The 25,567-nt window shown below is 30.5% G+C and carries 23 protein-coding genes and 1 pseudogene; 9 read left to right on the top strand and 15 right to left on the bottom strand.

Annotated elements, in window-relative coordinates:
- Positions 1–21: 21 nt before the first annotated feature.
- A complete protein-coding gene (locus ACZ451_RS09705; protein WP_464211849.1) occupies positions 22–1,065 on the bottom strand; it encodes a PorP/SprF family type IX secretion system membrane protein in 1,044 nt (347 codons plus the stop codon).
- 126 nt (positions 1,066–1,191) lie between these two features.
- Between ACZ451_RS09705 and ACZ451_RS09700 the strand changes: the two genes are divergently transcribed.
- Together ACZ451_RS09700 and ACZ451_RS09695 are read left to right on the top strand one after the other, a co-directional pair.
- Entirely contained in the window at positions 1,192–2,094 is a 903-nt protein-coding gene (locus ACZ451_RS09700) for a NifU family protein (protein WP_464211847.1), read from the top strand.
- Positions 2,095–2,166: 72 nt separating this feature from the next.
- On the top strand, positions 2,167–2,367 hold the full coding sequence (locus tag ACZ451_RS09695) for a dodecin family protein (RefSeq protein WP_464211845.1): 201 nt from the start codon (positions 2,167–2,169) through the stop codon (positions 2,365–2,367).
- Positions 2,368–2,455: 88 nt separating this feature from the next.
- On the opposite strand, the gene ACZ451_RS09690 is transcribed toward ACZ451_RS09695, so the two are convergent.
- The 5 genes from ACZ451_RS09690 to ACZ451_RS09670 form a co-directional block, all read right to left on the bottom strand.
- Positions 2,456–2,845 (bottom strand): ankyrin repeat domain-containing protein, encoded by a 390-nt coding sequence (locus tag ACZ451_RS09690; protein WP_464211843.1) that lies wholly within the window; start codon positions 2,843–2,845, stop codon positions 2,456–2,458.
- Between the two features lie 174 nt (positions 2,846–3,019).
- Positions 3,020–3,256: a hypothetical protein gene (locus tag ACZ451_RS09685; RefSeq protein ID WP_464211841.1), complete on the bottom strand. Its 237-nt coding sequence runs from the start codon at positions 3,254–3,256 to the stop codon at positions 3,020–3,022.
- Between the two features lie 303 nt (positions 3,257–3,559).
- The gene (locus ACZ451_RS09680; protein WP_464211839.1) at positions 3,560–4,087 is read right to left on the bottom strand and encodes a DUF4136 domain-containing protein; all 528 of its coding nucleotides are present in this window, start codon (positions 4,085–4,087) and stop codon (positions 3,560–3,562) included.
- Between the two features lie 52 nt (positions 4,088–4,139).
- Positions 4,140–5,141: a GTPase ObgE gene (obgE, locus tag ACZ451_RS09675; RefSeq protein WP_464211837.1), complete on the bottom strand. Its 1,002-nt coding sequence runs from the start codon at positions 5,139–5,141 to the stop codon at positions 4,140–4,142.
- Between the two features lie 146 nt (positions 5,142–5,287).
- Complete coding sequence (locus tag ACZ451_RS09670) at positions 5,288–6,394, bottom strand: adenylate kinase (protein WP_464216918.1); 1,107 nt, start codon at positions 6,392–6,394, stop codon at positions 5,288–5,290.
- Positions 6,395–6,542: 148 nt separating this feature from the next.
- On the opposite strand from ACZ451_RS09670, the gene ACZ451_RS09665 reads away from it, so the two are divergent.
- From ACZ451_RS09665 to ACZ451_RS09635, 7 genes and pseudogenes are all read left to right on the top strand, one after another.
- Complete coding sequence (locus ACZ451_RS09665; protein ID WP_464211835.1) at positions 6,543–7,715, top strand: 5-(carboxyamino)imidazole ribonucleotide synthase; 1,173 nt, start codon at positions 6,543–6,545, stop codon at positions 7,713–7,715.
- A gap of 45 nt (positions 7,716–7,760) precedes the next feature.
- Positions 7,761–8,249, top strand: coding sequence for a 5-(carboxyamino)imidazole ribonucleotide mutase (gene purE, locus ACZ451_RS09660; RefSeq protein WP_464211833.1), 489 nt, complete (start codon positions 7,761–7,763; stop codon positions 8,247–8,249).
- A gap of 96 nt (positions 8,250–8,345) precedes the next feature.
- Complete coding sequence (locus ACZ451_RS09655; RefSeq protein WP_464211831.1) at positions 8,346–10,367, top strand: M3 family metallopeptidase; 2,022 nt, start codon at positions 8,346–8,348, stop codon at positions 10,365–10,367.
- 94 nt (positions 10,368–10,461) lie between these two features.
- A complete protein-coding gene (locus tag ACZ451_RS09650) occupies positions 10,462–12,519 on the top strand; it encodes an ATP-binding protein (RefSeq protein ID WP_464211829.1) in 2,058 nt (685 codons plus the stop codon).
- 370 nt (positions 12,520–12,889) lie between these two features.
- A pseudogene (locus ACZ451_RS09645) lies at positions 12,890–13,153 on the top strand (M3 family metallopeptidase); the annotation flags it as partial.
- A gap of 123 nt (positions 13,154–13,276) precedes the next feature.
- Positions 13,277–15,358: a tetratricopeptide repeat-containing sensor histidine kinase gene (locus tag ACZ451_RS09640; protein ID WP_464211827.1), complete on the top strand. Its 2,082-nt coding sequence runs from the start codon at positions 13,277–13,279 to the stop codon at positions 15,356–15,358.
- Between the two features lie 325 nt (positions 15,359–15,683).
- Positions 15,684–17,603, top strand: coding sequence for a tetratricopeptide repeat-containing sensor histidine kinase (locus ACZ451_RS09635; RefSeq protein WP_464211825.1), 1,920 nt, complete (start codon positions 15,684–15,686; stop codon positions 17,601–17,603).
- A 70-nt stretch (positions 17,604–17,673) separates the two neighbouring features.
- Here ACZ451_RS09635 and ACZ451_RS09630 read toward each other — a convergent pair whose 3' ends face one another.
- From ACZ451_RS09630 to ACZ451_RS09590, 9 genes are all read right to left on the bottom strand, one after another.
- The gene (locus tag ACZ451_RS09630; RefSeq protein WP_464211823.1) at positions 17,674–18,684 is read right to left on the bottom strand and encodes a hypothetical protein; all 1,011 of its coding nucleotides are present in this window, start codon (positions 18,682–18,684) and stop codon (positions 17,674–17,676) included.
- A gap of 167 nt (positions 18,685–18,851) precedes the next feature.
- Positions 18,852–19,766 (bottom strand): hypothetical protein, encoded by a 915-nt coding sequence (locus ACZ451_RS09625; RefSeq protein WP_464211821.1) that lies wholly within the window; start codon positions 19,764–19,766, stop codon positions 18,852–18,854.
- Positions 19,767–19,958: 192 nt separating this feature from the next.
- Positions 19,959–21,443, bottom strand: a complete 1,485-nt coding sequence (locus ACZ451_RS09620) for an ankyrin repeat domain-containing protein (protein WP_464211820.1) — start codon at positions 21,441–21,443, stop codon at positions 19,959–19,961.
- 157 nt (positions 21,444–21,600) lie between these two features.
- The gene (locus ACZ451_RS09615) at positions 21,601–23,019 is read right to left on the bottom strand and encodes a hypothetical protein (RefSeq protein ID WP_464211818.1); all 1,419 of its coding nucleotides are present in this window, start codon (positions 23,017–23,019) and stop codon (positions 21,601–21,603) included.
- A gap of 168 nt (positions 23,020–23,187) precedes the next feature.
- Positions 23,188–23,361: a hypothetical protein gene (locus ACZ451_RS09610; protein WP_464211816.1), complete on the bottom strand. Its 174-nt coding sequence runs from the start codon at positions 23,359–23,361 to the stop codon at positions 23,188–23,190.
- A gap of 9 nt (positions 23,362–23,370) precedes the next feature.
- The gene (locus ACZ451_RS09605) at positions 23,371–23,571 is read right to left on the bottom strand and encodes a hypothetical protein (protein ID WP_464211814.1); all 201 of its coding nucleotides are present in this window, start codon (positions 23,569–23,571) and stop codon (positions 23,371–23,373) included.
- A gap of 3 nt (positions 23,572–23,574) precedes the next feature.
- Complete coding sequence (locus ACZ451_RS09600) at positions 23,575–24,396, bottom strand: hypothetical protein (RefSeq protein WP_464211812.1); 822 nt, start codon at positions 24,394–24,396, stop codon at positions 23,575–23,577.
- A 3-nt stretch (positions 24,397–24,399) separates the two neighbouring features.
- Positions 24,400–24,957 carry a DUF4274 domain-containing protein gene (locus ACZ451_RS09595; protein ID WP_464211810.1) on the bottom strand — a complete coding sequence of 186 codons (558 nt, stop codon included), beginning with the start codon at positions 24,955–24,957 and terminating at the stop codon, positions 24,400–24,402.
- A 47-nt stretch (positions 24,958–25,004) separates the two neighbouring features.
- A complete protein-coding gene (locus ACZ451_RS09590; protein WP_464211808.1) occupies positions 25,005–25,478 on the bottom strand; it encodes a hypothetical protein in 474 nt (157 codons plus the stop codon).
- Positions 25,479–25,567: the final 89 nt, after the last annotated feature.

Genomic DNA, 25,567 nt, shown 5'->3' with positions numbered 1-25,567 from the left:
TCTATTTCCTTTTAATTAATACTAATAGTTAACTGCGGGGCAATTACAATCGTAGCGTTTTTCAGATTGTCCAAAATCATATCCTAAAGTAATTTGGTGAAAACCACCTGTACCAAAAGTAACGTCTCCTATGTGGTACGAATAATTATATGAGACAAGGAATTTTTTATAATTGACACCTACAAGAGGTGTAATGATTTGTAATGGTTGATTTCTTATTCCGTTCGAAGATCCATCAAAACTTCTTCTGTAAGAAATACCTCCCCATAGTACAGTATCTTCATTAAAATCATTATACACTTTTGCATTAAAGTCGGCTAATCTCTCTAGACTTAGAGAAGGTACAGGATCAGCAACACTCTGAAATCTAAACTCCGCTATTTGTAATAAAACTGATGGTTCTAACCGCCATTCATTCCTACCAAAAATATAACCCGCAGATAGTAAATATCTTCTTGCATTATTAACAACAGGAAGGTTATTTATATCATCTCTTCCAAAACGATATAAATTTCTTTCAGATCCTAAAATATTTAAAACTGCAAAATGCGAATAAAATTCCCTTAAGTTATATGACACTCCAAAATCTAAATTAAAGTAAGACTCACTTATTACCGTATTACTAATAGCTGGATCGTTTTCAATAGACCTAAACTCTGTTTCATCTAGACTATTTTGTAGAACAGTACCACTTAAACCAAAAGAAAGCTGATTTAATACTCTAACATCTCCCGAAAATCTGAGGTGATGTGCATAGGTTAATTTAGCTCCTAATTGCGAATGAAAACCATTTGCATCATTGAACAAAATAGCTCCTACACCGCTATTTTCATTTAATCTATAATGCCCATTTAAGGTTTGTAAATTTGGTGCATCATCAACGTTAAACCATTGTTTTCTTGCAGTTGCTCTAATTTTACCACCTTCTCCAATACCAGCCATTGATGGAAAAACTAAGTAATAGTTATCAGATAAGTAATCAAAATAAACAGGAATACCTTCTTGTGCAGATAAAGTATTGTTTAATAAAAAACATACTAATAAAGTATAAAAAAGGTGTTTCATTGAATTAGATTAAGGGATTTTGGTAGGTTGTTGCTATCAAATATAAAGATAACGGCATAAATACAACATTATTATATATTCATTTACATGGTTTTACTTTGTATTTTTGTAAAAAAAATTAAAACTATGAAAGAGTTTAATATTACCATCGTAGAAACGAATAACCCTAGCATATTAAAGTTTGACACAAACCATTTTATTACCAAAAATGCCAATTACGAATATAAAAATATTGACGAGGCTAAAAACTCCCCTTTAGCACAACAACTATTTTACTTACCATTTATAAAAACGGTCTATATTTCTTCTAATTTTATTGCTTTAGAGCGTTACGATATTGTACAATGGGAAGATGTAAAAGGTGAAGTAGCACAACAATTGGTGGAATACCTAAATAGTGGAGAGCCTATTGTTCACGAAGAAGAAGATCCTAAAAAAGTACCAGCTACTGTTTATGCTGAAAGTACTCCAAACCCTACAGTAATGAAGTTTGTTGCTAATAAAGCATTAGTAACAACTGCTTTTGAATTTAAAAATATAGATGAAGCTAAAGACTCCGCTCTTGCTAAAAACTTATTTCAATTTCCTTTTGTAAAAGAAGTGTTTTTTGATGAAAATTATGTTTCTGTTATGAAATATGATGTTGCAGATTGGAACGAGGTAACTTTTGAGATTAGAGAACTTATTAGAAATTTTTTAAGTGAAGGAAAAGAAGTTGTTTCAGCCGAAAGTGTTACAAAAAAGAAAGCTGAAGCACCAGCTACACAATTACACAATGAAAATTTAGACGATACTTCTAAAAAAATAATTGATATCTTGGAAGAATATGTAAAACCTGCAGTGGCCAGTGATGGTGGCAATATTCTATTTAAATCTTATGACCAAGAAAGTAAAACTGTAAATGTAATTTTACAAGGTGCATGTAGTGGTTGCCCATCCTCTACTTTTACATTAAAAAACGGAATTGAAAATATGCTTAAAAATATGATGGCTGATAAAGTAACAAATGTAGTTGCTTTAAATGGTTAATTTTTTAATATAAATTTTATGTTATTGTAATAATTTCATTAGTTTTAAAGAAATAATTTAAAAACACAAACCATGGCAATTTTAAAAGTAATTGAAGTATTAGCAAATTCGGAAAAAAGTTGGGAAGACGCTACAAAAAAGGCAGTAGCCCAAGCATCTAAAAGCATAAAAAACATTCGCTCTGTATATGTACAGGATCAAAGCGCTAGCGTTGATAATGGCGAGGTTTCTGATTTTAGAGTTAACGTTAAAATTACTTTTGAAGTAAAATAATAACGTTTATAGTTAATCAAAAGAAAAGGCTGTCTACATGTAGACAGCCTTTTCTTTTGATTAATGTAATGATTGATGAAAGATTTTCTTATAAGGTCTTTAACACTGTAAGCACCTCACTTGCTCCACTAACTTTTGCATAATCTGCTGCAGTCCACCCTAATTTAGAAGTACTAGTTGTATCTGCTCCATTAGCTATTAAAAACTGTACTAAAGCTACATTATTGTAACGCGCGGCATACATTAAAGGTGTCATTCCACTGGCTACTGTTTTTTCATTTACATTAGCACCAAATTCTATAAATTTATGTACCGTAGCGAAGTCGTTTTTAGCAACCGCAATACTTAATGGCGTAACCCCAGTAATAACTGTTTTAGTTACTTTTTCTTTGCTAGGCGTTACAGGAGTAGCAGCGTTTACTGTTGTGGTTAAAAATACACTTGTTAAAAGTCCGAAAGCGATGATTGATTTTTTCATGATTAAAATTTTAAAATTAACTGTTCGTTTTTGATTACAATGTAAAAGTATAGCCATTATTCAGCTTTTAAAAAGCTAATATGACGAACGGTTATTTTTAAGTACTGAATGGGGGTATTTCAATTCTAAATCGAAATAGGAGAATTTATAGTAGTTAAAATCTATTGTTCTTGCTTAAAAGAAAATAGTATAAAGTTTTATACCTATTACATAACCCAACCAAAGTCCTATAATAATAATAAGAAGAAGGAGTCTCTTAGAAGTACGCGATGTTTTGTGATCTAATATAATTTGAGAATCATTTTTATGAACCTTTATACTTTTTCTAGTTGGTTTTGTAATATTAATTTTAGGAAAAACATTATTATTACTGTGACCATCAGAAAAGTAATGATCAGTTCCAGAGGTCATTTGTTTTTTCGAAATTTTGTTATTATTTATCACTCTTTACTTATTACAACTTAAAAATTGAAAATTTAATTCCTATCGTTATCTATATAATATTCTCTGTATTAGAAATCAATTAACACGTAGCACTCTATTCTATAGAATACTCTGTTTTAAATTAAAATTAATTGTATTAGTTATAAGAGGGGTATTAACTAATAAGTTATGATTTAGTATCATGGTTTTTTATAATAAATACGTAAATATTTATCATATGGATTACAAAAATAATAAAAAAATCTTACAAAGATATAAACTAATAGTAACTTATCTTATTTTAGGAGGGTATGTTGCAAATACTTTGTTTACAACTTCTTGCAATTTTTGTTTGCGTGTTTCCGGCTTAGCATTTTCTTTAAAGCCACTTGTACTTGTTGCTTGCCAGAACAAAACATTTTTATGTGAGTCTACAAAATCAAATTGTATTTCTCGTTTTAAACTAGAAGGGTTAAACGGTATACCCACAGAAATTCCCCCGGTAGTATTTCTACCTGTGCTCCCTACTCCAACGCCAATTGTGTTATTTTGACCCGTTCTGTAAGCATTACTTGTTATATTGATAAAAAAATCTGGTTCCTCACTAAGCTTTATACCTTTAGTTAGCATGGTAGAATCTATAATTTTTAAAAGCCTTTTAGTGTCAAGCCCGCTTAAACCAGTTTCCATTTCAGGAAAATAGTTATAGGTGGTATAGTTAGAAAAATCTTCTTTAGTATCATAATCATAACTTACTCGTACAGCAGTACAAGAAAATAAACATATAATTATTATTACAAAAGAAGTTATTCCTTTCATGATTTAACTTTATATAAATATAGATATAATAGCATTTAATATATGCACACTTTTAAGTGTTTAACATTTTCCAAAGGCTATCTTTAAGCTCTTGAATTCCTGTTTGTGCTACAGATGAAATAAACAAATAAGGAATATTTTCAAATTCCTTGTCTAATTCTATTTTCATTTCAGCTTTTAATTCATCATCCAACATATCACTCTTAGAAATTACTACAAGACGTTCTTTATCTAAAAGCTCTGCATTATACCTTTTCAGCTCCCCAATTAGTATATTGTATTGTTTTTTAATATCTGGTGTATCTGCTGGTATTAAAAACAATAAGGTTGAATTACGCTCTATATGTCTTAAAAAATAATAGCCTAGGCCTTTTCCTTCTGCTGCTCCTTCTATAATACCAGGAATATCTGCCATTACAAAACTCTGAAAGTCTCTATTTTTTACAATTCCTAAATTAGGTTTTAAGGTTGTAAACTCATAATCTGCAATTTTTGGTTTAGCAGTTGTTATTACAGAAAGTAAAGTAGATTTACCTGCATTAGGAAAACCAACTAAACCAACATCAGCCAATAATTTTAACTCTAAAATTACAGAAAGCTCTCCTCCAGGAATACCTGGTTGCGCATATCTTGGTGTTTGGTTTGTTGCTGATTTAAAATGCCAATTACCTCTCCCACCTAAACCACCAGGCAATAAGATTTTTTCTTCACCTTCATCCGTAATTTCCATAATTACTTGCTCTGTCTCAGCATCTTTAATTACGGTTCCTAAAGGCACATCTAAATATACATCCTCACCGTCTGCTCCAGTACTTCTACTTTTTGCACCGTGCATACCATGTCCAGCCTTAAAATTTCGTTTAAATTTAAAACTTAATAAAGTCCAAAGATCTTTACTTCCCCTTACAATGATATGACCACCTCTACCACCATCACCACCATCTGGACCACCTTTTGTAATATACTTTTCTCTATGTAAATGCACAGAACCTTTTCCTCCATTACCAGATTCTAGGTTTATTTTTACATAATCTACAAAATTACCCTCTGTCATAAGGAAGTTTGAAATAGTTAAAAACTAATTAATTTATATTGTGTTACAAAAATACATAATTCATGCTATGAAAAAGAAAATGAGTTTATACCGCAACAAGGATACAAACTCATTAACTCCCAAAATTGCTGGGACATTTTTTATAGTTACAGCTCTTCTATAACTTTACTTAACCGTAATGTAATTTCATCTATAGCGCCAATACCATTAACACTATAAAATTTATTTTGATCAGAATAATAATCCATTAATGGAGCTGTTTTTTCGTTGTACTCATCAAAACGATTTCTTATTTTAGATTCATCTTGGTCGTCTGCTCTACCACTTACTTTACCTCTTTCTAATAAACGTTGTATCAGCACTTCATCATTAGCTTCTAAGGCAATTGTAGCATTAATTTTCATTCCTTTTGAGCTTAAAAATGCGTCAAGAGCTTCTGCTTGTGCTGTAGTTCTCGGAAAACCGTCAAAAATAAACCCACTTGCTTCTGGATTTTTATCTACTTCTGCTTGTAACATATTTATGGTGACTTCATCTGGCACTAAATCTCCTTTATCCATATAAGACTTTGCTAAATTCCCTAATTCAGTTCCATTTTTAATGTTATAACGAAACACATCCCCAGTAGAAATGTGTTTTAAATTATAAGATGTCTTTAAAAATTCTGCTTGCGTGCCCTTGCCAGCACCAGGTTTTCCAAATAACACAAGGTTTATCATAGTATTCTGATTTAATTGGTATACTTCTTTTAAATTTCTACCCAATTCATTATAATCTAATCCATATCCCACAATAAACTTATTAGGGATTTCTTTACCTACATAATCTATTCTATATTCTCCATTATATACCGATGGTTTAAAAAATAATGTAGCAATTTTAAATTCTTTAACATTAATGTTAGATAACAGATGTACTAATTCTTTTAATGTTCTCCCCGTATCTATAATATCTTCTAAAATTATAACACTTTTGCCTTCTAAATTTTCTGGAAACTCTAAAAGTGTTTCTACAATTCCGGTAGAAGTAAGCCCACTGTACGAGCTTAATTTCACAAAAGAAACTTCACATGGATGTTGGTATGCTTTTAAAAAGTCTGTAACGAACATAAAAGAACCATTTAAAACCCCCACAAAAACAGGTGTTTTATCTTTATAATCTAGTGCAACTTTGGTGGCAATATCTTGTACGGCAGTAAGCAATTCTGATTCGCTTATATAGGGTTCAAATTTTTTATCGTGGAGTTGAATCACTTTTATATCTCTTATTTTATGCCAAAGACTATATGGTTTTTTTAGCAAAAGGCAAATATAGCATTTTGCTTTCTCTTTTTAAGGCTGATATAGGTGGTTTTACAAATTCGGTGTATTTTTGTGATATTAGTAAGATTTGCTTAAAAATATGTCAGAAGAAAATTTAAAAAACTACTTTTCATCTAAATTTAAACTAGGAATTTTAGGAGGTGGACAATTAGGGAAAATGATGCTCTATGAAACGCGAAAATATGATATTCACACCTCAATTTTAGACCCAAGTAATGATGCTCCTTGTAAAATTGCCTGTAATGAATTTTATCAAGGAGACTTATTAGATTTTGATGCTGTTTACAATCTTGGAAAAAAAGTAGACGTATTGACTATAGAAATAGAAAATGTAAATACAAAAGCATTAGAAAAATTAGAAGAAGAGGGGGTTAAAGTATTTCCTCCGACTAGTGCATTAAAAATTATACAAAATAAGGCAAAACAGAAAGCATTTTATATAGATAATCGTATTCCCACTGCTGCTTTTAAACGTTTTGCTCATAAGAGCGAAATTGAAGAGAGTATCAAAAATGAAGAATTAAGTTTTCCATTTATTTGGAAAGCTGCACGGTTTGGATATGATGGACAAGGTGTAAAAGTAGTACGTGAGATACAGGATCTAGAAGGTTTACCAACTGGAGAGTGTATTGCTGAAGAAATGATTGCATTTAAAAATGAACTCGCAGTTATTGTTGCAAGAAGTGAGCGTGGCGAGGTAAAAACATACCCTGTTGTAGAAATGGAATTTCATCCAGAAGCAAACCAAGTAGAATATGTAATATGCCCTGCACGTATAAATGCCGATGTAGCTAAAAAAGCACAAGAAATAGCCTTACAAGTCTCGCAAAAAATAAAACATGTTGGTTTATTGGCTGTAGAAATGTTTCAGACCCAAGAGGATAATATTTTAGTAAATGAGGTAGCTCCAAGACCACATAATAGTGGACATTATAGTATTGAAGCAAGTTACACCAACCAATTTGAACAACATATTAGAGCAATATTGGACCTACCTTTAGGCAATACTGAAAGTAAAGTTGCTGGTATCATGGTAAACTTAGTAGGGGCAGAAGGGTATACTGGTAATGTAGTTTACGAAAATATAGCTGATATTATGCAATTAGAAGGTGTTACACCTCATATTTACGGGAAAAAACAAACCAGACCTTTCCGTAAAATGGGTCATGTAACCATAGTTAATGAAGATATTACTAAAGCCAGAGCAATAGCAGAACAAGTAAAAAATACCATAAAAGTAGTTAGCCTATAATGCTAACATTTTAATAGAAAAATTAGATTTAAATTTAATCATTTTATGAGCAAAGTAGCTGTAGTCATGGGTAGTACAAGTGATCTCCCAGTAATGCAAGAAGCAATTGATATTTTAAAAGGTTTCGATATTTCTGTAGATGTAGATATTGTTTCTGCACATAGAACACCTGAAAAATTATTTGATTTTAGTAAAAATGCCCATACCAATGGTTATACAGTAATTATTGCAGGTGCTGGCGGTGCAGCACATCTTCCAGGAATGGTTGCTTCTATGTCTCCATTACCTGTAATTGGTGTCCCTGTAAAAAGTAGTAATTCTATAGATGGTTGGGACTCTGTACTTTCTATTTTACAAATGCCAGGTGGCGTTCCTGTAGCAACAGTTGCGCTAAATGGCGCTAAAAATGCTGGAATTCTTGCAGCACAAATTATTGGTGCATCAGATAAATGCGTTTTAGATAAAATTATACTTTACAAAGAAGGCTTAAAACAAAAAGTTATAGAAGGAGCCAAATCAGTAAAAAGTAAATAGTGAACAGTTAGCCATTGACAAAATTAATTTCCCAATTCCTTTGAGTATTCATAACTATACATTTATGAGTCACTTGAAATTTAACTTTATAAAAACATGAATCCATTATTATCTTCTTTTGATACCGCGCCATTTTCACAACTAAAAAATGAGCATTTTAAGCCAGCTTTTTTGCAAGCTATGAAAGATGCCAGAGCGGAAATAGATGCAATTACAAATACTACAGAAACGCCTACTTTTAAAAACACCATTGAAGCCTTAGAATATTCTGGACAACAATTAGACAGGATTTCAAGTATATTTTTTAATTTAAATTCAGCGGAAACCAATGAAGAGATTCAGAAAATAGCACAAGAAATTTCTCCTTTACTTTCAGAGTTTAGTAATGATATAACGCTTAATGAAAAATTATTTCAGCGAATAAAAAGCGTTTACCATCAGAAGGATAATTTAGATTTATCTACAGAACAAAAAACACTCTTAGATAAAAAATACAAGAGTTTTAGTAGAAACGGCGCAAATCTTCCTGAAGATAAAAAGAAACGTTTGCGTGAAATAGATGCTGAATCAGCTAAGCTAAAATTAAAATTTGGAGAAAACTTACTTGCTGAAACAAACAAATACGAAAAGCATTTAACAAATGAAGCCGATTTAGACGGACTCCCGGATGGTGAAAAAGAGGCTGCTGCACAACGTGCTAAAGCAAAAGGCAAAGAAGGTTGGCTCATCACATTAGACTACCCAAGTTATATTCCGTTTGTAAAATATGCTACTAACAGAAGTTTACGCAAAGAACTTACTTTGGCTTTTGGTAGTAGAGCTTTTCATAATGACGCATTAGATAATCAGGAAAACATATTACAACTCACAAAATTAAGATTTGAGCGTGCCAATCTTTTAGGCTATAAAACACATGCACATTTTGTATTAGAAGAACGAATGGCAGAAACGCCAGAAAAAGTACACAAGTTTTTAAATGAACTACTTGAAAAAGCGAAACCAGCTGCCGAAAAAGAGTTTCAGCAATTAGAAACTTTTGCAAAAGACTTAGATGCTATAGATCAGTTAGAAAAATGGGATGGGAGTTATTACACTGAAAAATTGAAACAAAAATTATTTAGTTTAGATGATGAGCAACTAAAACCCTATTTTAAATTAGAAAATGTTATTGACGGAGTTTTTAAAGTTGCCGAAAAACTATTCAATTTACATTTTGAAGAAGTATCTGATATTGAAAAATACCACGAAGAAGTTAAAACCTATCGTGTTTATGATGCTGATAAAACTTTTATCGCTGTTTTTTATGCTGATTTTCATCCAAGAGCAGGAAAACGTGGTGGTGCTTGGATGACTTCTTTTAAATCGCAATACGTAGAAAACGGAGAAAATATCCGGCCACATATTTCTAACGTATGTAACTTTACGCCATCTACACCAAGTAAGCCATCACTCTTAACCTTTAACGAAGTTACTACCCTATTTCATGAATTTGGTCATGGTTTACATGGTATGTTAGCAAATACAACCTACCCAAGCCTTTCTGGAACCTCTGTATTTTGGGATTTTGTAGAATTACCAAGTCAGGTCATGGAAAATTGGTGCTATGAAAAAGAAGCTTTAGAACTTTTTGCAAAACATTACCAAACAGGAGAAGTTATCCCTATGCAATTGGTACAAAAAATTAAAGATTCTGCAACGTTTCAAGAAGGTATGCAAACTTTGCGTCAATTAAGTTTTGGGTTATTAGATATGTCTTGGCATGGTACAGACCCTACACAGATTACAAATGTACAAGCCTATGAAACAAAAGCTTTTGAAGGTACTAATTTATATCCAAAAACTCCTGAAACTTGTATGAGTACTGCTTTTGCACATATCTTTCAAGGTGGCTATTCTTCTGGATATTACAGTTACAAATGGGCAGAAGTTTTAGATGCTGATGCATTTGCTTATTTTAAAGAAAATGGTATTTTTAATAAAGAAATTGCTGCAAAATTTAAAGATAATGTCCTTTCTAAAGGCGGTACAGAGAACCCTATGACTTTATACAAGCGTTTTAGAGGAGCAGAACCTAAGGTGGAAGCTTTGTTAGAAAGAGCTGGATTATTAACTATTTAAGGAGGTTTCTCACTCAAAATAAAAGTTTTTACTTACTAAATACTTTTTGCATATTTAAGGCGTTAACAGAATAACTCGTTTATGTAATAAAAAGATGTTTCACTTTCTTATTTTCAAAAAAACTCATAAATCAAGAATTATTAAGAAGATTCTTTTTATTACAGTGTGCATTCTTACCATTGCCAATTCGTATACACAAAATTCTGATCGGAAAGCATTAAAAGATTCGCTAAAAATTCTTGCAAAGAAAAAAAAAGATACTAATTACATTAAATTATTAAATGAAGTTGCTCTTGCTGATAGGTATATTGAGTTAGAGAGTATGCTAACCAATTCCGAAGAGGCACTACGTTTAAGTAAAGAGTTAAACTTTGTAAATGGAGAAATTTCTGCCCTTCATATTTTAGGTAACTATTATCAAGACACTGGTGAATTAGAAAAAGCGATTGATTATTACAATAGGGTTCAGAAACTTTCTTATGAAGTTTCTGATAACAAAAATAGACTCTTGGGGGTAATAGGGCTAGCAAACACTTACTCTGTTATGAGTGATTATAAAAAAGCAGTTGAAAATTATCTTAAAGCTAAAGATATTGCTGTAATGGAAAACAATTTACCTAAGCTGTTTGTAATTAATGCAAATATTGGTGTTGTATATGCTGACGCAAATAAATCTGAACAAGCACTTGTATTTTTTGAAGAAGCGCTACGAATAGCGAAAGAATTAAATAATAAATCTTCCGAAGCGAAAATAAATGTAAATATAGCAATTATTAAAAGTGAATTGGAAGATTTTGAAGTTGCCAAAGCAATCATAATCAAAAGTATAGCTTTTTTAGAAGAGAATTCAGACTTTTACTGGCTATCTTCAGCTTATATGGTAGAAGGCGATATTGCTTTAGGTCAGAAAGAGTATGAAAGTGCATTAATAAGTTTTAAAAAAGCTGAGGCATTACAAGTTAAAATAGATAATCCTGCGGAAGAGATTCAAGTATTTTATAATTTAGCACAAGCCTACTTTGGTTTAAAGAAAAATAAGCTTGCTACATCATTAGCTACAGAAGCTTACAATAGGGCTAAGGAACAACGCCATATAGGAGTAGAATTAAAATGTGCTGAAATACTGTATAAAATTAAAAAAGCTTCAAATAACCTTGAAGAGGCTATTGCGTATTTTGAAATTTATCATAAACTTTCTGACTCTTTATCTAGAACTGAAAACCAACAGAGTTTATCTTTATTATCTGCTAAAACTGCATATGAAAAACAAAAAGAAGTAATTACCATTGAAAACGAAAAAGTATTAGCGCAACAACGTAATTATTTTAATATTATAATAGCTGTATTGGCTGTATTATTATGTATGTCTTTTCCGATATACTTAAAACATAAAAAATTGAAACTAAAAAATGAGATCCTAATACAGCAAGAAACAGAATTAAAAGAAAACAATAAAACAAAAGATAAATTATTTTCAATTATTGGTCACGATTTAAGAGGACCTATAGGCAGTTTACAAAGCATATTAAATTTGTATAATAATGGTGAAATAAAAAAAGAAAAGCTGGTTTCTTTTTTACCTATGCTTAAAAGAGATGTAGACAGCGTATTTTTTACACTTAACAACCTATTACACTGGGGAAAGACACAATTAAAAGGTGCAAATACAAAGCCTTCTAGCTTCTCTATCTACAAAACAGTAGAAAATAATTTAAACTTACTCTTTGAACTTTCTTCTCAGAAGAAAATAAAAATTAAAAACTCCTTACCAAAAAGTTGCATGGTATTTGCTGATAAAAATCAGATTGATATTGTTATTCGTAATATTATAAGCAATGCTATTAAATTTACTCCAGAAAATGGATCTATTACTGTAAATGCAGAAATAAAAGCTTCTTTTTGGATAATAACCATAAAAGATAGCGGTATTGGAATGCCTAAAGACACTATCAAAAAAATATTTGAAAAACATTCTAATATTACTACTTACGGTACTAATAATGAAAAAGGAACTGGACTAGGCTTATCTTTATGTAAAGAAATGGTTGAAGCCAATAAAGGAACTATTTGGGTAGAAAGTTCATTAGAAATAGGCTCTAGCTTCTATTTTACACTACCTAAAGTCAAACAAAAAAAGGAAAAAATGGCTTAATTCAGATAGTATCCATAATTTTGTATAAATAGAATTTTACCAAGTTTACCTATTAATAATTGCACTTGTTCTTTAAATATGGTTTAGAATTGTAATACGTTAGCTATCTTTTAAATAGTCTTAAATTTAATATAACTTTCTACTTTCAATAAACTTTAAATTAAGTCCTAATTTATTTATATAAACTGTTGAACTATTGAGTTCTAATATTTCTTCAGCTTTAAAAACAATTTTATTATTTTTTGTTATGCGATAATCACCAATAAAAACACCTTTATGATCATAAAACTTACGTATTGCTCTAGGTTTTTTTGATATTCCATAATATTCATGCCTAATACCATCTATTTTATTTTCATGAAATACTTCAACATGTATGAGTACTGCTTTTGCTCATATTTTTCAAGGTGGCTATTCTTCTGGATATTACAGTTACAAATGGGCAGAAGTTTTAGATGCTGATGCATTTGCTTATTTTAAAGAAAATGGAATTTTTAATAAAGAAATTGCTACGAAATTTAAAGATAATGTCCTTTCTAAAGGAGGTACCGAAAATCCTATGGTTTTGTATAAACGATTTAGAGGAGCAGCACCTAAAGTTGAGGCATTGCTAGAAAGAGCTGGGTTAATCTAAAACTGATATTTAACTAAAAATTAGTAACGTAGTTTTAGATCACTACATTATTTGTTGCATTCACAACATAATATAGAAATAACTTATAGTATTATAGAGATTTGTGATATATTGTATATCAATATGTCAATCAAACTAAATTTTAAAAACTATACTATACTAAGAGTTCAAAAACAATTCCTATTATTTGTTTTTGTAACATTACTGTGTCTACCTCTAATACAAGCGCAAAGTGAGATAAAAAATTCCTTATCCGACTCCGTAAACTTATATAATACTCATACAAAAGATACACTCTACATTAATAAAATTAATGATTTTGCATTTCAATACAGGTTTTTAAATTCTGATAGCTTAAAATTGTTATCTGAGCAAACCTTAGCATTAAGTAAGTCTCTTAAGTACCCTAAAGGAGAGATTATTGCCTTACTTAATTTAGGAGATTATTATAGTGATTTAGGAAAAAATGACAAAGCTATCTCATATTATCAAAAATCATTAGATATGGCTACAAAAACCAATGATACTGATAATAAAATAGTTGCAAATATTTGTATAGCATCTACATATGAACAAAAAGGAGATGATTCAGAAGCACTAAAAAACTATTTAAAAGCAAGAGATTTAGCAATTTTAAGTAATGATGAAAGAAGGTTATGCGTGATTTACCAGAATATTGCAACAATGTACAGTTCTCAACATGATCATAAGCAAACCTTGTATTATATGAAGGAAGCCTTGAAATTAAGTAAGTTAATACAAAATGATGACTATACTGCCCAGATAAATACTACGCTAGCATTAACTTATGCTAATTTAAAGGATTATAAAAATGCTATGCTTAATATAGATAGTTCTATTTTATTTCTTGAAAAAAAGGATGAAAAAAATTGGTTAGCTTACGCTTTAATGGCGAAAGCACAAATATTTCTTGACACAAAGGAATACCAAAAAGCTATCAATTTGTTTAAAAAATCACTAGACATATATCAAAAAATACATAATCCTGCACAAGAGTCAGATCTCTTAAGATGTATGGCTCAAGCATATTTAGGCTTAGGCAATTACAAATTAGCATCAGATTTAGCTACGCAATCTTACAAGATGGCTATTGAGATAAATTCTATTTCTCAAAAAATGAACTCAGCTGAAATTCTTTATCAAATTAAAAAAAATACAGGTAGTTTTGAAGAAGCGCTAACATATCTTGAAGTATCTAAAAAACTAAATGATTCTATATCACGTGATGAAAATCAGCAAAGTCTTAGACTTTTTAAAAGTAAAATGAGTTATGAAAAAGAAAAAGAAGAAATTGTAGCTAAAAATGAAAAAACCTTAGCAAAACAGAGAAACTACTTTACTTTAGCTGTTATCGTTTTTCTTTTATTACTAAGTATGGCAATCCCTTTGTATTTAAAACACAAAAAATTAGGTGGACTTTATTCTGAACTTGAAGTAAAAGCAGAAAACTTAAAACAAAGCCAAACGGAATTAAAGAAAAACAATAACACAAAAGATAAACTATTCTCTATAATTGGTCATGACCTCAGAGGCCCCATATCTGGACTGCAGGGTTTACTAAAACTCTTTGGTGATGGTGATATAAAAAAGGAAGAGTTGTATTCTTTTATCCCTAAGCTAAAAAAAGATGTAGATCATATCTTTTTCACCCTTAACAATTTATTACATTGGGGACAAGCACAACTAAAAGGAGTAAAAACAGACATAGAGGAAGTCTCTTTACATGAATTAGTTAATAACAGCAAAAATCTACTTTTTGAACTCGCTAATAATAAAAAAATAAAAATCTTGAATAAGATAGAAGAAGACACAATAGCCTACGCAGATGAGAGTCAAATAGATATCTTAATCAGAAATCTAATCAGTAATGCTATTAAATTTACACCTAAAGATGGTACTATTAGCATATCTGCGCAAGAAGATAATGATATGTGGGTTGTAAAAGTAAAAGACACAGGAGTTGGTATAGATAAAGAAATACAAAAGAAACTATTTAGTGAAGATACTAACATCACTACCTATGGTACAGATAATGAACAAGGAACAGGACTAGGACTTTCTTTATGTAAAGAAATGGTTGAAAAAAATAAAGGAACTATTTGGGTAGAAAGTTCTTTAGAAATAGGCTCTAGCTTCTATTTTACATTACCTAAAGTTATCAACAAACAACAACAAGCCATATAATTCTAGTACAAAATCCAAATTTAACTTTTAAACTTTATAATTTGGTAGTATCTGATAAACTATGTTAATAGCGAACTAGTTTAGGCTTTAAACACTGCTATTTATCGAATTTTATTCTCGTACAAAATATTTAACACAACTAAGTACTCTATTTTTACAACATTAGTTATGCTACATATCTGAATATTCTTATTTTTAAGATGTCATTAAGCTGATTTATTTGAAAATAAAGAAAAAAAGTTGTCCATTCAATGCAATCCTAATTATTGGTTTGTTAATCCATTATTGTTCGCCTCTTTTTGCACAAACTGAGCCGAAAATTTCCTTGCGTGATTCAGTAGTTCATTATCAAAATACTCTAAAGAGAGACACTACTTATGTTAATAAGATCAATACAATATCCTATAAATATAGGCATGTGCATGCAGATAGCATGCAATTATTATCTTTAAAAACACTAGAGCTAAGTAAAAAGTTAGGGTTTTTACACGGTGAGATACAAGCATTATTAAATATTGGGGATTACTACTTTGACTCAGGAAATCAAGAACAAGCTATATCATACTACCAAAAAGTCCTAGAGATTGCATTGAAAATAAATAACAATGAAAATATCTTGATTGCTTATGGTTCTTTAGGAGGGGCTTATTCTGTTGCAGGAAACCATCCAAAAGCACTTGAAAATTATTTAAAAGCAAAAGATAAAGCTATTCTGGTTGACAATAAATTCATACAAAGTATGGTAAATCAGCATATAGCCGTTCTTTACAGTAATCAAAAAAATCACAAACTGGCTTTAGAATTTAATTCCAAAGCACTTGAATTAAGTGAGGAAATGGAAAATGATTATCTATCCGCACTATTCATGATTAGTATGGCGTCTAATTACGTAGACTTAAAGGATTATGAACTGGCAATGCAATATGTTAAAAAAAGTATTCCAATATTCAAAAAAGAGGATGATATTGATAAATGGTTAGCATATGCTTATATGGTAGAAGGAAGTGTTTTTCTTGGAACAGAAAACTATAACAAAGCACTGAACTCATTTACAAAATCAAAAAACATTTATGATCAAATAGAAGATCCTCAACAAGAAAATATTTTAATTTACAATATTGGTAGAGCACAATTAGGTTTAGGAAATTTAAATGAAGCATTAAATATTTCTATGAGAGCCTATGAAATGGCAGTAAAATTTCGTTTTATAAATCCAGAAATGCGTTCTGCGCAATCGCTCTATGAAATAAAAAAACAAACTGGTGATTACAAAGAATCTTTGGAATTTCTAGAAATTTACAATAAGCTTAATGATTCTATTTCTAGTAAAGAAAACAAAAAAAGCCTTGAACTCTATGAAATAAGGTCTAATTATGAAAAAGACAAAGAAAAAATCTTAGCGGAAAATAGCATAAAACTATCAAGGCAGAAATACTATTTCACCACCGCAGTTATTATTTTCTTAATACTACTATCTACATCAATTCCTTTATACTTAAAACATAAAAAACTAGGTGCCCTTTTTAAGGAACTTCAGAAAAGTAATAATACGAAAGACAAATTATTTTCGGTTATTGGTCATGACCTAAGAGGTCCTATTGGAGGATTGCGAAGTCTTTTAGGGCTTTATAGTGAGGGTGAACTAAATAAAAAAGAATTATTAGAATTCTTACCCAAACTAAAAAAAGATGTTGATGGTATATTTTTTACTTTAAATAATTTACTACAATGGGGGAAAAGCCAATTGGAAGGAAGTAAAACTAGACCTAAAGCTTTTTCAATGTATAAATTAATTGAAAATAACACTAATCTTGTTCATGAAATGGCCAACAAAAAATCAATTAAAATAAATAATAACTTGTCTGCAGACCATCTAGTTTATGCCGATGAAAACCAAGTAGATATTATTATGAGAAATCTACTTAGCAATGCCATTAAATTTACTTCAGATAATGGTATTATCTCAATAGATAGTGAAAATATTAAAGATTTTTTAAAGATATGTATTAAAGATACTGGTGTAGGTATAGATATGGAAACTGCAAAAAAACTTTTTGATGATAAAACCACAATTACCACCTATGGTACTAATGATGAAAAAGGAACCGGACTAGGACTTGCGTTATGCAAGGAGATGGTAGAAAAGAATGGCGGTTCTATATGGGTTGAAAGTATACCAACAAAAGGTTCTAATTTTTGTTTTACATTACCTAAACAAAATCTAAAAAAGAAAAAAGTAGCTTAGTTACCAATAGGAAATATGATTGATAGAATAAAAGAACTACTTTAAAATAAATTTTAAGACAAGCATAAAGTTACAGAGACTCAAAATAATCAATTGTATATGCTACTTCTTCTAAACCTCCTAACATAAAATTTTCCTCATACATTAAAATACTTATATTGTTTTCATCAATTGTTACCGCTGCATTTTTTAATTTATCTGATTTCAACTTCTCTATTTCATGAGTTAATAAACCTTCTCGTTTATAATAAGTACTAAAATCATGAGCTTTCATTTGATTGTAAAATTCTTTGGTTCCCTTAAACTTTAATATGTATTGATGAATGGTATAACCAGATATTGCCAAAATAGATTTGTTCTTATCTAATACATAAGTCTTAGAATTGGGCGTAATTTCCATTAGCATAGCTTCTGAAGTAGAACCTGCCAAAGCATTATCATCTAATCTAAATTCTGTAGTAAAATCTTTAAGTCCGTCTTTTACCCTCTTAACAAGTTTTTCACTAAAATTAAGTTCGTTAAATGTTTTGTTCTTTTTAGAAATCATCAAAGAAGGGCAAATTATATTAAAATTATACTCAAATCCGTTAGGGTCAAGTTCATCATTTTGAATAATATAAACTGTATTTGATTTTTTTAGAGCCTCAATCAGTGGACTTATAACTGCCCTATTTCCTTGTACTAATTTACGTTCCATAGGTTTCCCTTTTGTATGAATAGTACCTGTCTCAAAAGTTTTAAATTCTCTTGCCGTTTTACTTTTTACCAATACGCCATCCTTAAATAAGTACATACCTTTAGCATTAGAGCCTTTACCACTCAGAGTACTTAAAAAAGCTATATCTGCAATAATACTGTCTTTATTTTCCTCTAAAATCGTTTGATCATCTATAAGTAGAGGAGGTGTTTTATGATCTAAAATAATAGCATATTCGCCTTGGGAAAAATCCACATCCTTTAAAAAGTTTTTTTCAGTAGTTTCTATAAATTTATATTTCAAAAGAAATACACCTATTTTAAAAAAAGAAAAAATCAGTAGCAGTACTCCTAATATAATTCCGATCGTTTTTAATTTTATCATTTTTTCTATTTTTAACCAATCAATTACTTATAATGTATAACCTCGGGGCTTGCCCACAAGGCATTAAAAAGGAAAATTAACATTAATTTCGATGTAAACATCGGAGTATTTTAAATCTCGATTATCGAGTAAAAATCCTAAATAAAGTGCTTTAATTTTAACCTAATCTATTTATGTTCTAGTTCCAGAAATATTTGGCTGATGTACTCTTTCAGCTTTTTATCATCTAAATAGTTTCGGTTATGCCAATATACTTTATTGTTTTCTAAATGCGCTTGGTTTTTATGAAACGGTTTTCCTGAAATTAAAAATAGAGTATAGTATTGCTTATCATGAATCACCATTTCTACATATTCTTCTTTTTTTAATTTACCCTTATGTACTATATTTTGCTGATTTCCTGTTCCTAAGTACACATCAAAATTGGTAAATTTATAATGTGGGTTATTACTATCAAAGTTTCTATAGGTTTTACGGTCTCCTCTTTTGAAAATAAATTTTCTGACTTTTTCAAAATCTTCTTTCGAAAAAATTTCATTTAGATCTAGGAATTTTTCTTCTTCCAAGCTTTTCCAATCTTCTAAAAGACTATAAGTATCAATACCTTCTGGCAAATCCCCCTTTCGTTCCATTTTAAAGCGAACGTTTTCTTTTGAGTTAAAACGAATAAAACGACCTTCTATTTTTCCTGTTTGCGATTCATATTTGTATTCTTCTAAATGAGGGTAACTTATAAGGTGATTTTCTTCATCAGAAGAAAAGGAAACTTTTCGTAAATCTTTAAGGTCTTTATATTGTATGTATATGGTTGCATTTAGTTTTCCTCCATCCTCATAAAGATATTTTGATGTCATATAGAGAGGAGCTAAATCTTCTATTAATTTTTGTTTTCTCATTAGAGAATCTAGCCCAACCTTAGCCATATCTTTATATTGTGTTATACTATACAAATCATATTGGTGAATTGTGATCTGTTTTGTTTGTAGGTTGATTTCTATTTCGGCAGATGTAGCAGCTATAGGAATATTTTCATTAGATAAAAAAGATACCAATGCAAATACTAATAGTTTTATTTCTTCCATTTATATGTTATTATTTTAAACATTCCTTAACCTAATTATAATAGGTATTATTAGAGCAATAAAACTGAAGCCTGTTTAATAGTTTTTATAAACTTCATTTCATCCAAGAGCTCTACAAACTGATGCTATAACATTAGCAACATTTCTTCTGGTACTATCTGCAGATTTATTAAAACTTTACTCTGCTTCATCTTAAAGATATTTTCTCGTTTTTAGAAATTTCACCATTTTTGGATGAATTTCTTTACGATCCATCTTTTTAAGTGGTTTTAGTTTTGCTCCTTTCTGCACGAGAAAACCAACTAACTTAGGATGGTAATTTTTAACGGCTTTACATATTGGGGTTAAATGATGATAAATACTATCTCTAACTTCTAAATCAGCCCCATTGCCAACCAATACTTCAACAACTTCTAAAATTTGCGCTTCACTATATTTTGATATAGCATCTTCTTCTATAAGTGCTGTAAATATAGGGTAGGCTCCTAATGGAGAAAAAAGATTGGGATTTGCTCCTACTTTTAATGCATATTTTATTCCTTCAATATTTTTGCTTCTACAAAGTGATGTTAGAATTGTTTGATGAAATAGTGTATCTTCTTCTGATGAAATTGGCAAAAAATTAATATCACCTCCAGATTGTAATACCACATCTGCTATTTCAAAATTATGATGGCTAATAGCTTGTTTTAATCCACTAGTACTAAATTTATTGGTTGTATTAGAAGAAACTCCTTCTTCTAAACATTGTAGAACAGTTGCTAAATCACCGTTAGCGCACGCTCTAGTAAAAGTAGCTTCTAGATTTGTGAATCCAAATGCATCTAGTTTTTCTTCTGATTCTAGAGCTACTGAATTTGTAACAACCTCTTCTTTCTTAGGCTCTACAGTTGGTGCTGCATTTTTGGTTAATTCCCAAAAAATATGACAATTTTTATCTGCTTTATCAGATTTTAAATAGTCAATACTTTGTTCAAAATACTTTTGTGTATTGGCATTTAAACTCTTTTTGTAAGTATGGGCAGCTTCTTTCTTTTTTAAGGATAAAGATGCCATAGCATATGCCGTAATTTGCTCCGGCAAATACCCCTGACTTTTCATTTGCCATCCAAAGCCATTATTTAATCCCGATTGAAATTGAAACTTAGCATTTGCTATGAAAATTCCAAAACCATAAGCAATAGCGGTAAGATCTGTTAAATACTCGTCATTTTCAGCAATTCGTTTTTCCCCTAATAGTTTTTCATGAGCTAGCTCATGACATATCGTAGCTATTAAACTTTCTGTATTTTTTAGCTGCCCCCTTTCAATTCTAATTAAAGATTGCTCTCCTATATTTTGATAGGTACCCGCTGCTCCTGAAGATCTTCCCATGATGTCTGCGTTAGAACTTAACAAGGTACCATCATCTAAATAGGTGTTATCTTCAGTATAGAATGCTAAAGAAATCTTATTTTTTTGAATGTGCATAAGTGCTAAACAGTGCTCTAAAATAAATTCGGCATCAGCTTCTGAACCATCAAAATCTCGATTAAAGAATTCTTTAGTTGGTGTTATCGTTTGTATTGCTAGTAAACGTTCTTCACCAATACTTTCCTTCAATAAAGCTAAAGATTCTTCTACCCAAATTTGGTCTTCAGTTGTTATGGGTAATTTTGGTTTCTTTTTCCAGAACATCAACAATTATTTTTTAGTAATATACACTTATACAACGTAAGCTACACCAAATAAATTATTTTTTTACTCTATAATCGAGATTTTAATACTCCAAGGCTAGCCTAGATATTTTTAATTTATTTCATAGTGAATACCTCGGAGATTAGCCGGTAGTTTACTACCAAATCGCAGGACCATCAAATCCAACTACAAATAAGTATCTTTTTTTGTCTACAAAAGCAGAATTTGTAATAGCGTATGGATCTTTTCTACTTTCTTCTTTTGTATCTGGAGTACGGAAAATTTCACCATTGCTAAAAGCTTCCGATAACTCGTATACCGTTACCTGACCATTACCAGCAACTACCATTTTTCTTTGATCAGAAGAAAAATCAATATCCACCACACTTAAACCAACATGTAAATACCCGTATTGATAACCGTTAAAATGCTTAAACCAAATATAACCATCACCTGCACCTAAAGCCCAACCCCAATTGTAAACTCCTGCTGTGTTAATCCATCTTTGGTTATCCGTAAAATTTAAAAAGTCTTCGCAACTTTCATCTGATGTGTAAATTTCCAAACCAGATTTTATTTTATCTATGGGTAATGAAACACTGGCACTTCTTGAAAAGTGACAAGAACTTAACAATACTTGAGGGCCTGACTTGGCTATTTCACTTTTATCTACTAAATAATTAAATTTTGCAAAATTAGGATAAGACGAAAATGGTTCAACCTCAGTGATAGTCTTCCAAGAATTGTCCTTTTTTTCAAGAATCAGATGATTAGAATCTTTAGAACCTGCAACAATATATTTAGCATCAGGAGAAACATCTACATGCGGATATTCCACTTTCATTTCATATTCACCATAGTCCTCTTCATCACATTCAAAATATTCTGTATTAATAATTTTTGATTCATTTTCAGTTAACACAAAAATACCTGCTCGTGATGCTATAGCTAGTTGGTCACCGCCTGGAAAAACAACTACTTTATGGATGTTCATTGTTAAAAAGTTTTTTTCAGAAAGGTCATCTACATACGCTGGATTTTCTTTTAAAAATGCTTCTCCATAGGTTTTAGGTGGTGTAAATGTACTCACAATTTTTCCGTCCCAACCTTCGTGAACATCAATTTTATCTGGATATACTTTAGCTAAGTATTTTTTATCGAAAGACTTCCCTGTCATAAAAATACCGCCATCTAAAAAGGTTCTTGTATTATCCTCTAACATATATACCAAACGTTCTTGAAACCATTCATTAACAGTGGCAACAATACGGCCATCATCTAACAATATTACCTGAGATGCTACACCCGTTATACCTTGTAAGTCTAGAGGATCTGTATCTGGTGGAAATAGTTTGCGTAATTCATCATATTTTTTAGCCTCATTATATGCTCCTATGATATTAAGAACATCTTCGGACATATCTTTTCTGGTTTCTTCTGGGCAGGGTGTTGTTGGGTTTTCTTGGTCCATATAAATAATATCTAACCAATCGTTTACTCCATTTTTATACGCTAAACCTTCTTTTATCCAACGTTGAGATTTTTCTTCTGCTGAATTGTTGTTTTGATTTTCCATGTTGTGCTGTTTTATTATTTAGATTACTGTTTGTGTGGTATTAATTTGTATAAAACTTTCTTCATGGTAAAATTACATCTCCAATATGTTCCGTTTACCCCTATAAACCGTGATAAATTGCTTAGTATCAAATTAAAATTGTAGAACCTTTGTAAGAAGTAACATATTTTATGCTAAACGTTCAATAGCATGTGTATCAGAAAGAAGTGCTATGATGTATCCTAATATTTTTTTAAAGTCCTTCTCATTAGCTGTCCAAATAACACAAGTGGCACTTTCAGAATCACCTTTAAGCTTTTGGACTAATTCTGGTTCTTTTTCAGTTATATAGTTACGAACCAACTGTTCCCATTAATGACCATCTATGGTATCATATTCCTCAAACACAGAGAAAAGTGCTTGAAAAGAAATTACTTCTTTTCCCTTATACAAGCTTTCTTCTATGCTCATATAAATAGGTTCAAAAGATTCGTCTTCCCAGAAACCTTCTTCCTTTAAAATTACGCCCAAATTTTGTGGAACCTGAAATTCGCTTATTGGTTTTATTTTCATTTTTCAAAGGGTATCGGCAGTAATTTCATTGAGCATCGCATTCCAAATAGCATTAGGAAAACAATAATCATCCATACTCATGTTTACATCATATATGTTAATTGGTGTATGAAGTCCGTTGTTAAAATATTCATTTCGCATTGAATGTGCTCCAAATCCAAATAAAATAAACATATCACTTTCTGCCTTCCATGAAATTCCTTCATTAATTGTAAATCGTAAAAAATGATTTGGTATCGTAATACTTTTCATTTTCATCACCCAATCTGAGCCATAAATTTTATTTCCGTAGGTACTACCTTTTGTAATTGTAGCAGTGATACTAACCACTGTACTACATAAATTCTCATAGCTCTTAATGCAGTTTTGCATTAAAAAATTAGCATCTTTCTCATTAGTTAGGGTAACAAATCTTGCTAAAAAAAGCATATAGGCAGCCATATCTACTTTATTCACTTTCTTTTTCTTAAGGAAATTCAGCAACAGATAAAACTCTTCCACCCTAAAAACCATTTCATGATTATGGCTATTAATCCAACCCAATGGGTAATAATCATTTCCCTTCTTTAGATATAAATTTTCTTCAACCTCATTAGTATCGTGTATCTGAATTAAACTAGAAAACGAGAAGTTTTTAGTAATTGAAAAATCTAAGCGCAGGGTTTCAAAATTCCAGGGATATTTTTCTCCTTCATAAACCGATTCTTGAATTTGATTTTTATAAACAAATTCTTCTTTGAGTAATTGCAAGGTGTCTGAAGGTAATGGCTGTTGCCCCATACTATAAAGCCATGACCAAAACTCTTTTTGTTTAAAACATTTCATCTATTATATATACATTATTTCATAAAGATCAAATAATTGTTCTACTCTTTCATAATATGCATTAGGCAAACCCTCTGTGTAGACAGAGTAATCTGGAGGACTAAGTTTTTTACCTGCTAAAGGTTGAAGCATTACAGAAGGAATTTCACGAACGTAAACCATATCTTTTCGTTTTTCACTCCAATCTGTTTCTTGATCTATTTCTATGTTCTTTGGATTAAAAGCTAGGGTATTAGTACTATAAAAACCCGCAACATATTTTGTTTCTATTTCGGTAATAAAATCAAAAGCTTCTATTGCCCAAGATTCTTTTTGCAAACAGTCTTCACGATTTAAAAACTGCTTAAAATAATAAGGCTCAGACATCCAATAAGCAGCTAAAACAATTGCCTTATCTGTTTTAGGGTTATTCTTTATCCAATTTAAAAAATAAGCGTTATCATCAAAATTAGCAGTAAGCACAGCATGATATAATTCTTCGTTAGACGCTTTGCTCAAAAAATCATCCCAAATTTCATTTTCAAGTTTTAAATATGCTGCTTCTGATATTAGCTTTTTCATGGTCTATTCCTATTTATTTTTAGTGCATTATTTCGTCTTTTCTTAAGCTACCATTTATAGCATATTATTTTTCCTTTACACAACATTCCATATTTTTCCGCATCAGCGTCCATACTTAAATACCAATAATTTGTTCCATGTTTAAAGCCATCCCCGATGAGAATAGATTCTATGGTAATATGAAAACTTGAAAATAGGACTAGGAGAACAACAATTGATTTATAGGCCATTTTAAAAATAGTATTGCCTCTGGTTTTCTTCATCCATTTTAATGCAACATACCTCAACACAGCTAATAAAACACTCCAAACCAAAGTATTTAATATTAAACCAAAAATACTGTAATAATATTGCATAGAGCTCACTATAGATTTTTCTTTAAATACAAACGGACTTCCATAATAATCTGGCAACACTTCTTCACCTGAACAGTTATATTCTACACCAATTATTAAAGAAAGAACAAGCCCTAGAGCGATATATGGAATGATTAGATATTTGATTTTTTTGATAGAAGACACATTGAATTTATTAATGTAAAACCTGTGTTGTAAAAGCGTCTTACATTTATAATTTTAACTGATGCATTTATTTAATTTAATTGTATAAA

The organism is Allocellulophaga tsushimaensis (assembly GCF_055383085.1).
Note: the sequence above shows the minus strand (reverse complement) of the source record. Positions and strands in the feature narration are given on the sequence as shown.

Excerpts from the sequence above, each read along its gene's own strand:
- ACZ451_RS09705 (WP_464211849.1), bottom strand. The coding sequence starts at position 1,065 with ATGAAACACCTTTTTTATACTTTATTAGTATGTTTTTTATTAAACAAT.
- ACZ451_RS09700 (WP_464211847.1), top strand. The coding sequence starts at position 1,192 with ATGAAAGAGTTTAATATTACCATCGTAGAAACGAATAACCCTAGCATA.
- ACZ451_RS09695 (WP_464211845.1), top strand. The coding sequence starts at position 2,167 with ATGGCAATTTTAAAAGTAATTGAAGTATTAGCAAATTCGGAAAAAAGT.
- ACZ451_RS09690 (WP_464211843.1), bottom strand. The coding sequence starts at position 2,845 with ATGAAAAAATCAATCATCGCTTTCGGACTTTTAACAAGTGTATTTTTA.
- ACZ451_RS09685 (WP_464211841.1), bottom strand. The coding sequence starts at position 3,256 with ATGACCTCTGGAACTGATCATTACTTTTCTGATGGTCACAGTAATAAT.
- ACZ451_RS09680 (WP_464211839.1), bottom strand. The coding sequence starts at position 4,087 with ATGAAAGGAATAACTTCTTTTGTAATAATAATTATATGTTTATTTTCT.
- obgE (WP_464211837.1), bottom strand. The coding sequence starts at position 5,141 with ATGACAGAGGGTAATTTTGTAGATTATGTAAAAATAAACCTAGAATCT.
- ACZ451_RS09665 (WP_464211835.1), top strand. The coding sequence starts at position 6,543 with ATGTCAGAAGAAAATTTAAAAAACTACTTTTCATCTAAATTTAAACTA.
- purE (WP_464211833.1), top strand. The coding sequence starts at position 7,761 with ATGAGCAAAGTAGCTGTAGTCATGGGTAGTACAAGTGATCTCCCAGTA.
- ACZ451_RS09655 (WP_464211831.1), top strand. The coding sequence starts at position 8,346 with ATGAATCCATTATTATCTTCTTTTGATACCGCGCCATTTTCACAACTA.
- ACZ451_RS09650 (WP_464211829.1), top strand. The coding sequence starts at position 10,462 with ATGTTTCACTTTCTTATTTTCAAAAAAACTCATAAATCAAGAATTATT.
- ACZ451_RS09640 (WP_464211827.1), top strand. The coding sequence starts at position 13,277 with ATGTCAATCAAACTAAATTTTAAAAACTATACTATACTAAGAGTTCAA.
- ACZ451_RS09630 (WP_464211823.1), bottom strand. The coding sequence starts at position 18,684 with ATGATAAAATTAAAAACGATCGGAATTATATTAGGAGTACTGCTACTG.
- ACZ451_RS09625 (WP_464211821.1), bottom strand. The coding sequence starts at position 19,766 with ATGGAAGAAATAAAACTATTAGTATTTGCATTGGTATCTTTTTTATCT.
- ACZ451_RS09620 (WP_464211820.1), bottom strand. The coding sequence starts at position 21,443 with ATGTTCTGGAAAAAGAAACCAAAATTACCCATAACAACTGAAGACCAA.
- ACZ451_RS09615 (WP_464211818.1), bottom strand. The coding sequence starts at position 23,019 with ATGGAAAATCAAAACAACAATTCAGCAGAAGAAAAATCTCAACGTTGG.
- ACZ451_RS09605 (WP_464211814.1), bottom strand. The coding sequence starts at position 23,571 with ATGAAAATAAAACCAATAAGCGAATTTCAGGTTCCACAAAATTTGGGC.
- ACZ451_RS09600 (WP_464211812.1), bottom strand. The coding sequence starts at position 24,396 with ATGAAATGTTTTAAACAAAAAGAGTTTTGGTCATGGCTTTATAGTATG.
- ACZ451_RS09595 (WP_464211810.1), bottom strand. The coding sequence starts at position 24,957 with ATGAAAAAGCTAATATCAGAAGCAGCATATTTAAAACTTGAAAATGAA.